The sequence below is a fragment of the Phytopseudomonas dryadis genome (genome assembly GCF_004327355.1).
GTDB classification, from domain to species: Bacteria; Pseudomonadota; Gammaproteobacteria; order Pseudomonadales; family Pseudomonadaceae; genus Aquipseudomonas; species Aquipseudomonas dryadis.
The window spans coordinates 164,600-178,360 of the sequence record NZ_QJUM01000002.1 but is presented as its reverse complement, the minus strand read 5'-3'; the positions used below and the strand labels follow the sequence as shown (position 1 = coordinate 178,360).

The window sequence follows — 13,761 nt, the reverse complement described above, 5'->3', positions numbered from 1 at the left end:
AGCGAGTGCTGAGGTGCACGCGCGCAAGCGTTCCGAACAGATCGGGCGCACGAAGGTGGTGGGGAAAGCGGCTACTCTGTCCGACAGGCCATCGCGAACCGCAGGGTGTCTTTGATGAAGCTGTCGGGAGGTGCCTTATAAGGGGTGTTTAGCGCCTTGAGTTGTTCAGGGCTGTAGGCGTTCTCCAGCTTCTCGAAGGTACAGGTGCAGATGGATTTACCCGCGCCGCCCTTGATGCAGCCGGCCATGAACTCGCCCCTCACTTTGGAGTTCTCATCGGAGCACCCGGCAAGTGCCACGATGGCAAATAGCGTTATCACTATGGATTTCATGGGCGGCGTCCTTACCGAAGCACCAGGCTGATACCGAGAAAGGCGCCCAGCACCAGCCCTATGAGCTGTGGGCCCATCAGCCAGAACACCTTTATCCAGATCAACTGGAAAAGGCCTCCGTTGGTGAAAACCGCGTCGGGATGGGCGAATTTCCTGATCGCGTCGCCAAGCAGGGCGCCTATCAGGCCGAGCACCGACCCGACCACCACCGCTAGGAACTTCATGAAGAAGCCGGCGCCCAGCACCATGGCGGAGTTGTTGAAGGTGACGCCGAGGATTGACAGGACAATGGCTGCAATGCCCCATCCGATAATGGCCGGGTTTAATCCCGGGAAGTCCTGATCGTCCGTGGACTCGTTAGGTGTTTCTTTCGGTTCTTGCATTTCATTACTCCCAGTAAATGGTGGAAAAGCAGGGGTGCGCGTCACTACCAGGAAGCGGTGCAACTGTTTTCCGGGTGGTCGAGCGGGCGCAGTATTTGCCCGATGTTTTTAGTGGGTAAGTTGACCGTCTTGCCTTCGGCGTTTATCTGCAGGTTGTTCGCCTTGCGCAGTGCATCCCAGAAGCCTGGGAAGTTGGCTGCGCAGGCACGGCAGTCGGTGAAGAAGGGATTGCTGTAGTGGATTCCGTCGACGATCACGTCGAAGCCGCCTTCCTGGTCGGATGAGTAGGCTTTTCCGGCAATGTCTGCGTAGGCACTGATATAGCCGTCCTCGTGGTCGGGACAGGAAATGGTCAGAGCATTGTCATTGCCGTCGTCGGCCTGGTATTCGGCGACGCCCTGGCCCCATCCCGAAGTCCACTCATAGGTTCCGGCCCAGGCGGTGTTGGTCAGCGTCCAGGCGAGCGCCAGAGCCAACAAGAGTTTGTCGTTCATGCAGAAGCTTCCTTGTGTTGTGTGCTGTTGTGGCATGCAGAAAGGTCGATAATCAACCTTTTAAGTTGATTGTCGACCTCTGCTGTCCTTCATGTCAACGAGTTGATGCCCAACCATTCGGGTCGACTGGAAGAGGCGTCATCATGAGTAGCGATCAAAAAGATCTGGCGGAAGCGGTAGGCCGTGCCATTGCCAGGCAGCGCGTGCGCGCCGGGTTGACCCAGGAAGAAGTGGCGGAGCGGTTGGGCGTCGGCAACGAGGCGGTATCACGCATAGAGCGCGGCATCGTCATTCCCAATATCGCTCGCCTGTTCGATTTCGCCTCGATCTTCGGATGCGAAGCCACTGAGTTGCTCAGTGAGGCCAGCCCGCGCCCGGATGATCAGGCCAGCCGGATCAGTCGACTGCTGACGCCCCTTGATCAGGCTGACCGGCAATTGCTCGTGGAGATGGTCGAGCGCCTGAGCGAGCGTCTGAGCCAGGATTGAGCGCGCTGTACTGAATCGATTCAGGCATCCGACTGTTCATCGAACTTTGCACCGCAGCGCAGGCACAAGCAGTCGTACTCCATGAACTGGTGTTTCCTGACATCACGAATGAAGTCCTGGGTATCGGCCCAGTTGGAGGCTGCACCCGACACGCCGTCGATCATCAAGTCGAAGGCGCGCTCCAGATGGTTCTCTTTAGGGGGCGTCGCCACGGCCTGAGCGGTGGCGGATTGCTGGATACCGTTCAGGAACCCGCCCAGGGTTCCGATCAGGCGGGCTAATGCCTTGGCTGCATCCTTGGAAAGCACGACGGAAGAATTACAGATCAAGCACCGTATGGTCATGGTGGTCGCTCCAGAGGGGATCGAAGGGGATAGCGGGGAACGTCGCGGGCAGGCGTCGGACGAGCGCCTTTTCGTTCTCAGGCCTGGCGGACGATCTGAACGTCGGCTCGTTTGAGCAGCCAGGCGAACAGGCCGAAGGCCAGAGTGGCGACCAGCAGAACTGGCCAGAAACGCAGCATGAATACCAGTAGCGCGATAGCCGCCGAGCTACTGGCCAGTACGCCTATGAATACGAACAGCAGGCCAATGAAGCGCAATGCGGTCATGGTCGTTCTCCTTACAGATGACCCAGTTGGGCGAGGGATGCGCAGCCTTCGTGGCCGACGATGATGTGATCCAAGGTGCGGGTACCCACCAGGGCGAGCGCACTCTTCAGGGATCGGGTAAGGGTGAGGTCGGCCTGGCTGGGCTCGGGGTCGCCGGAAGGGTGGTTGTGCACCAGGATCGCGGCAGCCGCGTTGTGTTCCAGGGCGATTTTCACCACTTCCCGCGGATACACGCAGGCTGAATCGAGCGTGCCGCGAAAGACTTCGTGAAAGCCGATGACCCGGTGTTTGCTGTCGAGCAACAGCAGGGCGAAGATCTCATGCGGTTGCTGTTGCAGGAGTATCTGCAGGTGGGCGAAGACCTGGGCGGGCTCGGTCAAGGCGCGACCGCGAGCCAGGCGGCTGGTTGCCAGTTGCTGCGCCATGCGCAGGATATCGGCCTCGGTGACGGGTGATTCGACGACATAGCTGCCGGCGATTTCGCCGGCTTTCAACTTGTGGAATTTCATGGAAGGGCTCCTGGAGAGTCATGCGCGTTTGGCGCGCTGGGGCGCGGGTTTGCGTTCGGTGGAGGATGGCGGGGTAGCGTGTCGCTGCGCCTGGGCTTCCAGCTTGGCGGCCAGGGTGGGGCTGGCCGTCGCCGCTGTGTCCGGTTGGCGGGGTGAATCGTCCTGGGGCGGGAAGAACTCTTCGGTGATGGCGCCGCTGTCTTCCACGCTGTCTTCGAAGGCGCCGTTGCCGAGGCCTTTGCGTGCGGCGGCGCCCAGCGCGACCTGGTCGAAACCAGCGGCTTGCCGTTCTTCATCGAGCTGTCTGGCGGCGAGCAACGCCGCTTCCATGCCTATGCCACTTCTGAAGGTGATATCGACGTAGAAGATCGGTGTGCCGTGGCTCTGCCGGGTGGACTTGCCGCGCAGGCGCAGTTCCAGCGGCAGACAGGCCAGCCGGTTGCCGGAAAGGGCTCGGTAGTACAGCAGGCGTGCCGCCAGGGTGCGGATGCTGTTGAAGCCGGTGGTGCGGAACACGAAGCTGCCCAGTGGATCGTCGTCGCCAATCACGACGTTGAGCCGGCCGTAGGGTTTACAGGCATTGCCCTTGGCCAGCGAGCAGGCATCCGGCGAGGGGCAGGGCAGCGACTGGATGCCGTCCTTGCCCAGGCGCTTGCAGGTCTCGCCGTTACCGACACACAGCGGGCGTCCGCTCTGCCGGTCGAACAGGGTGTAGTCGGCGCGGAAGTTCAGCTCTGGTTCGTTGAACAGCAGGCGAATCGGGATGCTGCGTAGCTTGTCCTCCTGGGATTTGCGCAGCTCGTCGTTGAGCGGGTGCAGCAGCCAGCCATCCTTGCTCTGTACCTGGGAGGTGATGGTGAACTGGTCGTCTTTCTCCGGCAGGCGCTTGCCGTTCTTCTCGACGACCCTGCCGATGGAGATGCGCCCCAGCACGGGCGGGGTGATTGCCAGGCCTTTCAGCATGGTGGTTCTCCTGGAAACGAAAAAAGCCAGCCCAGCAGTGCGAACTGCGGGTGCTGGCCAAGGGGGAGGGAATTGGGAAATCAGTTGATCAGGAAGCGACGTGAGCCGGGTTTCATCAGCGGGTATTTCGCCTGGAGATAGGGCTTGTCCTCGAGTAGGCGCACCATATCGAGGGTTACGCTGTCCTTGGCTTTCTTCCAGGTGATGCTGCCGCTGGAGAACGCCGCACGGGTGGCATCGCCCATGGCCTGCTGCAGGCGCTGCTTGAGTTCGGCTTCGCGCTTTTCTTTCTCGGCAATCGACTGGCGTACCGCCTTCAATTCCAGGAAGGCTGCTGCCAGGCCAGCATTACCGCTGAGGTCTAGCGTCTGGCCGTTGTCCTCGGGATAGAGGCAGCGCAGTGCCAGCTCGGCCGAGGCGCTGCCGTCGGCGGGTGGCGGTGTATCCGTTTCCACGTACTGCCAGAAACGCCGTTCGAGCTCGATCAGGCGGGCGATCATCTGCTCGTCCCGCTCGATCCGATGGATCTCCAGCGTCTGGCCGCCGAGCAGCACCGCCACATCCGCCGCCTGCTTGCCGGTGACCGCGAGCTGGTGCATCACCTGCAACTGCACATACTCGGGCACGCCCTCTTTCCAAAGGCGTGCCCCGTTCAAGCCGGCTGTCTTGCATTCGAGGATCTGTACGTCGTCGGCGCCGATCACCTCACGGTCGATATTGGCCAGCATCCAGGGCAACTCGGGATTTGGATGCTGCAGCACGGCGTTGATGTGTCGCACCTTGTTGCCGGTGCGCTTGCTGTAGTGCCAGGCCACGACCGGTTCCAGCACATTGCCCCAGTACATCGGGCTTTCCTCGTCGTGCGGATCGGCCTTCGGCAGTGCGGTGTCGCGACCGGTTTTCTCCATCCATAGTTCGAGCTGCGATTTATAGGGATTTAGGCCAACGGCCGCGCCTGCATCAGAACTGCCGATGCCCTGCTTGCGCACCTCCAGCCAGTCTTCGCGGGGCAGTTCCTTGGTACTGATCAGGCGCAGCGCCGGGCGAGTCTTGTCGGTGCTGCTCAACGGAGTCGCTTTCATCGTGTTCACCATGCGGAAATAGAAACGCCCGATCAGCGGCGAGGCTGATCGGGCGTTATGGGGTGGGGAGGATAGAGGTCAGGCGACCAATTGCAGGGCGGTGTCCAGGGCTCGTTGCTTGATCTGCGCGCCCTGGCCGAACCAGGCCGAGTCCAGGCGATATTCGGTGCTGCGCGCCCGACGTTCGTGATCGACGAACTCGGTCACGGCGTTGAGCAGTCCCCAGGCGGTACCACGAGCCGACTCCAGGTTCGAGCCACGACCCCGGCCTTCGTACAGTTCCTGCACCTTGCGCAGGGCGCGTTCGTTCGGCAGTACTTCCGGCAGGGCGCCGGTTGGCGAGGTTTCGCACAACACGTTCATGAAGAAGCCCAGGGCCTCATGCCACTGCACCTTGCGTTCGGCCAGCGCACGCATGCGGTACATGAAATCGTCCCATTGCGAGACGGCGATGCCGAGTTGCTTCTTCACCGACTGGGGATCGAAGCGAGTGTTGTGCGGCACCTTGATCGCGCGGCTGGCGCCATCCAGGGCGACGGTGAGGGTGTTGTTGCACACGACGCGCACGGTGGTCGGCGTCGCCGTGGTGGCCAGCGTACCATCGCAGGAGGTGGCCAGCAGCAGGTAGCCGTTGACCTGGTCGTTACCTTTGAGCGCTGCACCTTGCCCTGTGCGCGCGAGGGCCCAGAACTTGCGGCCACCCTTGAGCACGCCAGCGGTTTCCAGCTCATAGCCGGACACCTCGGTCAGATCCCGGTAGAACTCCAGCACGTCGTGAGGCTGCACCACCTGGTAGCGCTGCGAGACCACCGACAGCGGCACCTTGGTGTCGGAGCGGTACAGAACTTTCTGCTCGGGGAACGAGTGGATGGTGCCCAGATGCCCGATAGCGTCCGACTTGAAATGAACCGGGCTTTCGAGAATCCGCCAGTCCATACCGGCTTCACGTTGCCAGATCTCGAGAGGTTGTTTTCGCGTGAGTCGATTGCCAAGGCCATGCCAGGGCGTGGCACCGACATAAGCCATTTGCTCGATGAGATGAGCCATCAGGATCTCCTTGCCAGCAAGGCTGGCCGAACTTGGTGCAGCAGCGCCGAGCATTCGAATGAACGTAAGGAAGAGGCGCCGATGCGCCGTAGAGGGTTCAGATTTCGTTGGCGGAAAATACATGGCCGCAGGCGTGGCATTCGAAGTTATCGAGCACCCGTGTATCTATCTCTTCACCCAGCCGGGCGCCGGCCAGGCTACCCACGGCACCGCCGGCCAGCCCGCCGAGAATGGCACCCGCCAAACCGCCCAGCGCAATGCCCACAGGCCCTGCGACTGCGCCTATGGCTGCACCGCTACGTGCGCCGACAACCGCATTGGCAGCCCCTGTCGCCGCACCACCGGCGGCGCCAGCAGCCCCGCCAAGCTTGCGAGCGATATTGCGTGTTCGGACACGCTCGGAATTGCAGAAAGGACAGTGGATCGACATCGCTCAGACTCCATGCGTAGGGAAGGGCTGAAGAGGGCGATACTTGCCCGTCTTCCCTTAGGTAATACAGGTCTGAAATTTTTTGGAATCGAGTCGGAGCCGAGCGGCCTGGCGCGCACTGTGGATTTTGGATTACTTGAAGACCGATCAAGTAAACGATCAAGTAGCGTCGCCACCAGGTGTTAGATCTGATGAGCCAATGATTGCGATGCCTCAAGGCGAGCCGAAATAACGCGTTGCGTAGGGTGCAGCATCAACTGGAGGTGCTAGAGGAAAGAAGAGGGAGAGGATGAGCTGGATCAGGCCAGCAGATTGAAGTGGGGTAAGCGTCTTCTAAAGCCAAGTTTAACCTAGACAGGCATCCATCAATGGAGCAGCAGTTGTCGAGCCTCGCTTGCTCGCTACGCCCAGCAAATCCTTGAGATATGCATCAGAATCAGCAATTTGCAAAAAATAAACACAGTGCTGCTTTGCCATACCGAACACGGTGAACTCCCGGGCCAATGTCGTTTCGGTAACGGTGCACATGTCCATCGGTTCGGTGGCGACCGCGATAGAATTGCTGTGGCTCACAGGGCTCGGCCATGGATAAAACGGGCGCCACAGGATTGGAGGCTACTTGGAACCGTCTTGACGTGCGCAATGACTGGTGTCAATTTGGCATCAAATCGAGTAGTCATGGAGGACGTGTGAAGATCACTATCAATGTGTTTTTGCTTAAGGCAGGGAGATCTATCTTTGACGCTCTGTCTGATGAAGCCAGCCTTCGGCCTATTCCGTTCTCCCTACAGGGCGTCGATTGTCTCTTTTACCACCAGATAAACGCGTCGCACCCCAAATGGACACAGCTGTTCAGCAATGTCGAAGAGGTCGCGCAGCTGAATCTGACAGGTAAGTCTCTCAAGGCGCTTCTGGTCATGGAGGTTCAGGATCGCGTGTTCTGCTTCACGTTCGGTCACGCCCGGCACCTGATTGATGGATTCGGAATCGAGCGCTATTTTGGGCTGAGAACAGCGTTAAGCCTGACTGATCCATTACTCATTAAGTCAGTCGAGAAATCGAACATTGATCGAACCCCACTGCGTTCGAAAGCGCAATCTTCAAAGCACTTGTCCATCTCGGAGTTCGATTTCAAATTCGACTCGGAGATTCTCAAATCGCTTACTGGAGTAGTCGAAAACGATCAGGATGAAGGCGAGTATGTGAGTGGTTCGGATTCCTTGGCTCTACATTCAGATGTCAGGCTCGAACAGTTTCCTGACATTGCTGCTCGGTTACTGGCGGCCTACGAGGACGAGCGATCCAAGGAGAAATATCCGTGGATGGACTTCATTGTCCCGGTACGGGATGCCGCGCTTGTGGCACAGCTGGATGACTTGCTGGTGGTTGCGATTAATGCGCAAGAGTTTGATCGAATCCGCGTGGCAGCTCCCCAGCTACTGCCTGACGACATTAGCGGCTTTAGTTATCTAAGGCACAGCGCGCGATCGCGTAACGGTCCTGCGATCACCTTTGATCTGGATCTTCGACAAGCCCTCCTGGCTAAGCAAATCCTTGGAGCTGTCACGCTGCAATCGATGAACTCCGAACGCATTTACCTGTATGGTGCTGATGAGCAGCAACGCGCAGCCTGGTTCATGTACAGTTGCCTTGAGGCAGAGATCGAGCTTGAAGAAAAAATCTACCTGCTCAGCGAAGGGGATTGGTATCAGATTGATCGAGATTACACCGATCAGGTCAACCGATACTTCGAAGCGGCTACCCTATCCAACCTGCAGTTCCCTCGGTACGGTATCGACCATGAAGGCCCGTACTTAAGGCGGATCGCCGACAACGTAAACTTCTTTCTTCTTGATCAGAAGCTGGTTCGGTTGAACGGTGCTTCAAGCCCATTCGAGTTCTGTGACCTTCTCACGCCGGAACACCACATCGTCCATGTAAAAAAATACTCATCGTCCAGTGTCCTGAGTCATCTGTTCTCTCAGGCGTACGTCTCCGCTGAGGCGCTCATCAATTCCCCCGAAGTAACGGCTCAGGTCAATGAGTATCTCGCTCAGGAGGGAGAGTTCCAGTTCGTATTCGATTCAACCACGCAGCCCAGAAATAAGATAGTGTTCGCCATCATGCAAGCCAACGAAGTCTTGCATATGCCCTTCTTCTCGAAGGTCAACTTCAGGCAGTTTGCCCAGCGGTTGATCGCTATGGGGTATCAGGTCGAGGTGTGCAGGATCGGCAACTGAAAACCATGGTGCTCTTACCTATACTAAGAGAACCCGCATCCCATAGCTTGGACGACTCTGAAGATCCGGTTCAGGCCATCTTCAATTCACTTTTCGAGCCGCTGCTCGGTGAGCAGAGGAGTCTTGCATGAGTTTCGGACATTATAAGTGGCGTTCGCCTCAAGATGCCTCCAGATCGATGCTTGCGTACGCACGTAAGCCGCCACTATGAGAGCAACGGATCATGATTCAGGTACATCTTCCACCCTGGCTTACCTCCATCTGCTTGAACGCAACCTGAAGGTTACATGGAATGATGCAGGTGTTCCCACCACCGAGGAATAGTCAATCTGCGGTCGGATCTGGCCGAACCGATGTCAGACTGGTACACACTGAGACGACAGCAACCGCTCGATTTCACTCTCCCGTTGCGTCGGCAGCAGCGCCAGCACATCTTTTTAGATACGCATACGGATCATGCCATTCATGCTCGCCGTCTGGATCAAATTGCCGCCGCCCGTTTGCCGGTGCGTAGCGATCAGGTTTAGGAGATTGACAGCGTGGCACTGCAATAGCATCAGAGGACGAGGAGCCGGGCTCATGATGAGGAACTCTCCAGTCGTGGATTGGTTAAGTCGTAGGCTCGCAGCTTACTGTTAGGTCAAAGAAGGCCGGGCAGCACGTACGGTCGTTATCCGGCCAAGAGCGGTCTTTAGGAAAGGAAATATCTGCTCTGTTTACTGCGCCCAATTTCCTTATTCCTCCTGACTTGACAGTGAATGTGCTCGCGTGATATCAATTTTGTGCCGGGTGTAGGGACGCAATTTAACTTTCCACTGACTATATGCGGTGGCCAGATAAAGGGTTGCTTTGCCGTTACGCGCTAACGATTACTCATGGTTGGCGACGTGTGTAAAAGAGAAAATAGTCCCTGCACTCGGTTTTGATGATGATTATTGATGACATCCTTAAAGCACTGTTTACCCCCGGCCTAGGCAATCTTTCTGGGTTTTGCGATTTGCTTGGCGTTGAGCAAGAGAAACTCCTCGATTTTCTCTATAAGAGAAAGTCAAGTCACTATGCAGCTTTTCATATTCCCAAAAAAAACGGCGCTACCAGAGTGGTTAAAGCACCGAAGAAAGCCATGAAAGAGTTGCAAAAATCATTGGCACTCCATTTAAATAAATTTTACTACCCCAAGCCCTCGAGTCATGGGTTCGTCAAAGGAAGGAGTATTAAATCCAATGCCCTTCCTCATGTTAATAAAAACCTAGTATTCAACATTGATCTGAAAGATTTTTTTGAAACCATACATTTTGGTCGTGTAAAAAATCTTTTTATGTCTGCGCCGTTCAATGCGCCTCACAATGTTGCCACTGTAATAGCTCATATTTGCTGTCATGATGGAAAGCTGGTTCAGGGGGCACCGACATCCCCCTTAATATCAAATATGATTTGTTGGAAATTAGATTCTCAATTGCAAGCTTTAGCAAAATCAAAAAAATGCCATGTAACTCGATTTGTGGATGATATAACTTTTTCCTTTACTAGCTCCCTTAAACACCTCCCCGCTGGTGTGGTTGAGGTTACTCAAGACGGTATGGCAATCCCTGGGCGAGAGCTAGAGCAAATTGTGAAGGCCAATGGCTTTTTGATAAATGCAGAGAAGACTCGGCTTCAGCATCGCTCTCAGCGTCAAATGGTAACCGGCCTGGTGGTCAATAAATTTCCGAATGTACCTCGGGAGTTCATTCGCAAAACTAGCTCCATGATTAATGCGCTGCGGCGGTACGGTCCAGAGCTTGCGGAGGAAAAATATCTGCAAATTCTAGCAGGGAATAAACAGGTTGTTCCGGCACGACAGCATCGGAGAATAAAGGATAATGCGGGTGACTTTTTTATAAAAGTTTTGAAAGGGCGTTTGAATTATATTCAAATGATTCGTGGTAGAAGTGACAATATGTATAGGAGGTTAGCGTACGATTTTACCGTTGCTATTGGTAAAGAGAATCTTGAGTTCAGAAAGTCACCCGAAGAAATTCTAGGAAACTCAATTTTTGTTGTTAAAAACCTCACCGATGATAGCCAAGGTACCGCTTTCTTGCTGGATGGTGTTGGGCTAATTACGAATCAGCATGTTATCAGTGGCGTTTCCAAAACTCTGGCGCCACACATGATATCTTTCTTGCGCGCTGGTGATGAGGCCGAATTTAGTGCTGAGCTTATTTTGTCGGATGTAAAAGAGGATTTGGCTATATTCTATCCAGGTGAGAAATTTGATCAAATCCCCAGGCTTAGAAAGGCAAATAAAGAGGCTATCCGGCCAATGGAACCAATCTTATCCATTGGATTCCCAAAGCATCGTGATGGTGCAGCTCATTACATTACAAAAGGTAATACCACGCAGCTTAGGCGCCAAGTTGATTTGGATCTATGGTTAGTTGATGTGCCGTTGATTGAAGGAAACAGTGGCGGTCCAATCTTTAATGATTCAATGGAAGTGATTGGCGTGGCGGCCCGAGGAGCAGCTCAAAGCAATATTAATACAGCGTTATATGGGTTTATCCCAATTGCATCGCTGAATAGATTTGTAGCAAGGTCAGAGTTTAAATTCACCAGCTCATTGTATGCGGTTCTTGACGGGAAGGCTTTCCGCCCTTTATGTGAGGTCGCGGGAAAGTACGCCCGGAGAGGGTGTTTTTTTATTTTTTAATGGGCCAGTTAGATTCTGATTTTTAACGTAGTAAAGGGTGAGTTAATTATATTTCGAGCCCTGCCATTTTACTTGGAGAGAAGTTGAAGGCACGTAAGCTGCGAACATTAAAGGCTTCAATAACTTTGCCCCTATTTCATGCATAACTGCCTTACGCCTTGAAGAGCTAATCACCTTGCCGAATATTCCTCTTTCGTGATCATAAAGCATGCTTTCCTTGCTACGAAATCGCTCCATAATCCAATCTTTCCCAATATCCTGACGCGATCAGGATGGAGCGGTTGCAAAGGGTAGCGTGTCACAGTCTTCCACACTTTCGGCTGTTAGCAGAAGTCCTTTAGCGCCAGGCATAGAGAGGGGGCATTGGGGTCTCGTCAGGCCATAGATTTGCGCGCTGGTTGGAGCTAGTCCTTCGCCCGTTCGTTACGGTTATTGTGTACGAGCCGAGCCGGACGACTCGCTCTCTGGCGCGTAAGCACAAAGGGGCGAGTCTAGAGGTGGCGAATGGAATGAAGCAATTCATTGAAAATGAGGAAAGTTTCTCAGTAGCATAACTGTCGCGATCAAAAATGCTATGTACTTGAACATACATGGTCTTCTATTCTGAAGACGTTTAGTGGGCAAGCATTAAGAATGCGATTACCCCACATCAACTTGATCGTGAAATAAGTTGTTATAAAGCGCAGGTCTGGCCTGGTGATTAGCGGAAAGTGCCAATAATCCGTTAGCAGCTGAATCTGCAATCCTTGCAAAACGCTCTATTCCATACTCTATTGTGCTTAGAGCGGTATCTATTTTCGCTGTGAGGCCAGTGCTATGCTGTACACCAGCACCAACTAACGAGGCAGCGAGAATTTTTTTCATGTCTTGAGCATCCTTTCCACGCCCTTGAACCTCTGCCACAGACTGTTCTAGCCTTTGATACTTGGCTATCAATTTTTGTGCCTCTTCTATCATCCTTTCACGTCTGCTTACCCAAGAAGCTGCTAAGTTAGCTGGTCTCTCGTTATTCACTCCAATTTTACCGAGACCTGAAGAGTTAATAACGCAAGCGTCTAAAGCCAAAGCAGGAACGTGAATCTTCTGTGAAAAACAAACACGCCAGGGGGCATCGCTTGCTGCATCAAAATAACCGAGCTCTTGCTGATTTGATTTTAATGGAGAATACTTTCCGCTCTCTGTGCTCTTAATTGCCGGCTTAATTTGCGTCAAGACAAATGAGTTCACATTATTGCTGCGTTTTCCATCACTCCTGACACTCAAATCACAAGATTGTGCCAGCAAAATGTAGTAGCGGCTTACTCCTGTAGGATTAGCAACGTCAAAAACTCTGAATATATCACCAATCGATAATGGCATAGACAGTGAGGCTAAATGATTTTTGTCGTCAAAACGTTCCTGCCAGGTTATTTTATTCAGGTCACTGGGCTTTTCAGTTCCATTTAAATAAAGTTCAACACCGGCAGCATTTCTAAGCTTGGAAAGTACTTGAGACACAAAGCTAGCGTCTCTTAGTTGTGCTTCTAACATTCGTCGAGCTGGCGCGTTTGCCATTCGAATTACATTCTCAGCCTCATACATTCCTTCCCGCCTTGCAGACTCAAATGTTGCCATCAGAGCGTAGGGTTTAACTGTCCTTAAAAAATTAGTGGCCGTTTCATTGGCAGTTATTAAACTCTCGATTGCATGATGTCGGAATGACTCTAACTCATCAGCATAAAGCACCATTCTCAACGCTTCTGGGAACTCAGAGCCAGAATTCAATCGATGCTTTGCTATAACAATTATACTACGAGCCTTCTCACCAAGCTCGGTGGTTATGTTTTGTGCTATCTCAGCTTCAAGTGCGGTGTTGGCAGCGGTATAGGTTAGAAGGCCGACGTAAATGTGCCTTAGGTCATCTCTGCGCAGAATGTCTTTTACAAGATCCTCTCCTGCAGTTGCAGATTGTTGCTCGCGCTCAAAGCTACGGTCAAATAATACAAGAGTCGGGATAGGATCCTTTAATAATTCTTGGCCTTGTGTACGCCAATCGCCAAAAGACATTTTTTTGAACTCAGCTACATCCCCAATTAGCTCCGGTAAGGCAATAAGGGCTGCATTGTTATCGTCAATTGAACTAGATAGATCTCCGCCGTCTTGTCGATTAGAGTTCTGTGAACGATTGGCAGCGAGAGTAAGCTCTTTTCGTCGTTCAATATCCAAACTAACCCATCGCTCATGCAAAAGATCAATTACCTCATCAGCCTCAAAATCGTCGAGTTGATCGTCTTCTTGATCAGAAAGGAGGGCCCGTGCTACGAGCACATAGTCGAGGGTCTGTGCCCTCAAAGCTGCAACTACAGTTTCCGGATTTTGCTCTGATTCTTGATGATGGTCATCATCAACGTTAATAACCCTGGCAATCGACATTGCAGAAAGAAGCTTGCGGGTTAGCTCCTTTGCTTCTTGAGCCGAGTTGCTTGAGTTGCTAATAACATCCGCTGTCATT

General features: G+C 53.7%; 15 protein-coding genes. 3 read left to right on the top strand and 12 right to left on the bottom strand.

Features of this window, described 5'->3' with window-relative positions; translation table 11 throughout:
- Window positions 1-71: 71 nt before the first annotated feature.
- The 3 genes from DNK34_RS02350 to DNK34_RS02340 are packed head-to-tail and all read right to left on the bottom strand — an operon-like array spanning window position 72 to window position 1,209.
- Complete coding sequence (locus tag DNK34_RS02350) at window positions 72-332, bottom strand: hypothetical protein (protein ID WP_131174543.1); 261 nt, start codon at window positions 330-332, stop codon at window positions 72-74.
- Window positions 333-343: 11 nt separating this feature from the next.
- Window positions 344-715, bottom strand: coding sequence for a hypothetical protein (locus DNK34_RS02345; RefSeq protein ID WP_131174542.1), 372 nt, complete (start codon window positions 713-715; stop codon window positions 344-346).
- A 44-nt stretch (window positions 716-759) separates the two neighbouring features.
- Window positions 760-1,209 (bottom strand): hypothetical protein, encoded by a 450-nt coding sequence (locus DNK34_RS02340; protein ID WP_131174541.1) that lies wholly within the window; start codon window positions 1,207-1,209, stop codon window positions 760-762.
- Between the two features lie 140 nt (window positions 1,210-1,349).
- Between DNK34_RS02340 and DNK34_RS02335 the strand changes: the two genes are divergently transcribed.
- Entirely contained in the window at window positions 1,350-1,697 is a 348-nt protein-coding gene (locus DNK34_RS02335; protein ID WP_131174597.1) for a helix-turn-helix domain-containing protein, read from the top strand.
- 20 nt (window positions 1,698-1,717) lie between these two features.
- Here the strand turns inward: DNK34_RS02335 and DNK34_RS02330 are convergent, their stop codons facing one another.
- From DNK34_RS02330 to DNK34_RS02295, 8 genes are all read right to left on the bottom strand, one after another.
- A complete protein-coding gene (locus DNK34_RS02330; RefSeq protein WP_131174540.1) occupies window positions 1,718-2,041 on the bottom strand; it encodes a hypothetical protein in 324 nt (107 codons plus the stop codon).
- 77 nt (window positions 2,042-2,118) lie between these two features.
- Complete coding sequence (locus DNK34_RS02325; RefSeq protein ID WP_131174539.1) at window positions 2,119-2,307, bottom strand: hypothetical protein; 189 nt, start codon at window positions 2,305-2,307, stop codon at window positions 2,119-2,121.
- Window positions 2,308-2,318: 11 nt separating this feature from the next.
- Window positions 2,319-2,816, bottom strand: coding sequence for a RadC family protein (radC, locus tag DNK34_RS02320; protein WP_131174538.1), 498 nt, complete (start codon window positions 2,814-2,816; stop codon window positions 2,319-2,321).
- 18 nt (window positions 2,817-2,834) lie between these two features.
- Complete coding sequence (locus tag DNK34_RS02315) at window positions 2,835-3,779, bottom strand: recombination directionality factor (protein WP_131174537.1); 945 nt, start codon at window positions 3,777-3,779, stop codon at window positions 2,835-2,837.
- Between the two features lie 80 nt (window positions 3,780-3,859).
- A complete protein-coding gene (locus DNK34_RS02310) occupies window positions 3,860-4,861 on the bottom strand; it encodes a YqaJ viral recombinase family nuclease (protein WP_131174536.1) in 1,002 nt (333 codons plus the stop codon).
- Window positions 4,862-4,939: 78 nt separating this feature from the next.
- Complete coding sequence (locus DNK34_RS02305) at window positions 4,940-5,908, bottom strand: DUF932 domain-containing protein (RefSeq protein WP_131174535.1); 969 nt, start codon at window positions 5,906-5,908, stop codon at window positions 4,940-4,942.
- Between the two features lie 97 nt (window positions 5,909-6,005).
- On the bottom strand, window positions 6,006-6,338 hold the full coding sequence (locus DNK34_RS02300; protein WP_131174534.1) for a hypothetical protein: 333 nt from the start codon (window positions 6,336-6,338) through the stop codon (window positions 6,006-6,008).
- 345 nt (window positions 6,339-6,683) lie between these two features.
- Window positions 6,684-6,911 carry a hypothetical protein gene (locus DNK34_RS02295; RefSeq protein ID WP_131174533.1) on the bottom strand — a complete coding sequence of 76 codons (228 nt, stop codon included), beginning with the start codon at window positions 6,909-6,911 and terminating at the stop codon, window positions 6,684-6,686.
- Between the two features lie 116 nt (window positions 6,912-7,027).
- Between DNK34_RS02295 and DNK34_RS02290 the strand changes: the two genes are divergently transcribed.
- Together DNK34_RS02290 and DNK34_RS02285 are read left to right on the top strand one after the other, a co-directional pair.
- The gene (locus tag DNK34_RS02290) at window positions 7,028-8,578 is read left to right on the top strand and encodes a TIGR04141 family sporadically distributed protein (RefSeq protein ID WP_131174532.1); all 1,551 of its coding nucleotides are present in this window, start codon (window positions 7,028-7,030) and stop codon (window positions 8,576-8,578) included.
- Window positions 8,579-9,506: 928 nt separating this feature from the next.
- Window positions 9,507-11,270 carry a trypsin-like peptidase domain-containing protein gene (locus tag DNK34_RS02285; RefSeq protein ID WP_131174531.1) on the top strand — a complete coding sequence of 588 codons (1,764 nt, stop codon included), beginning with the start codon at window positions 9,507-9,509 and terminating at the stop codon, window positions 11,268-11,270.
- 639 nt (window positions 11,271-11,909) lie between these two features.
- Here the strand turns inward: DNK34_RS02285 and DNK34_RS02280 are convergent.
- Entirely contained in the window at window positions 11,910-13,760 is a 1,851-nt protein-coding gene (locus DNK34_RS02280) for a hypothetical protein (protein WP_131174530.1), read from the bottom strand.
- Window position 13,761 lies beyond the last annotated feature (1 nt).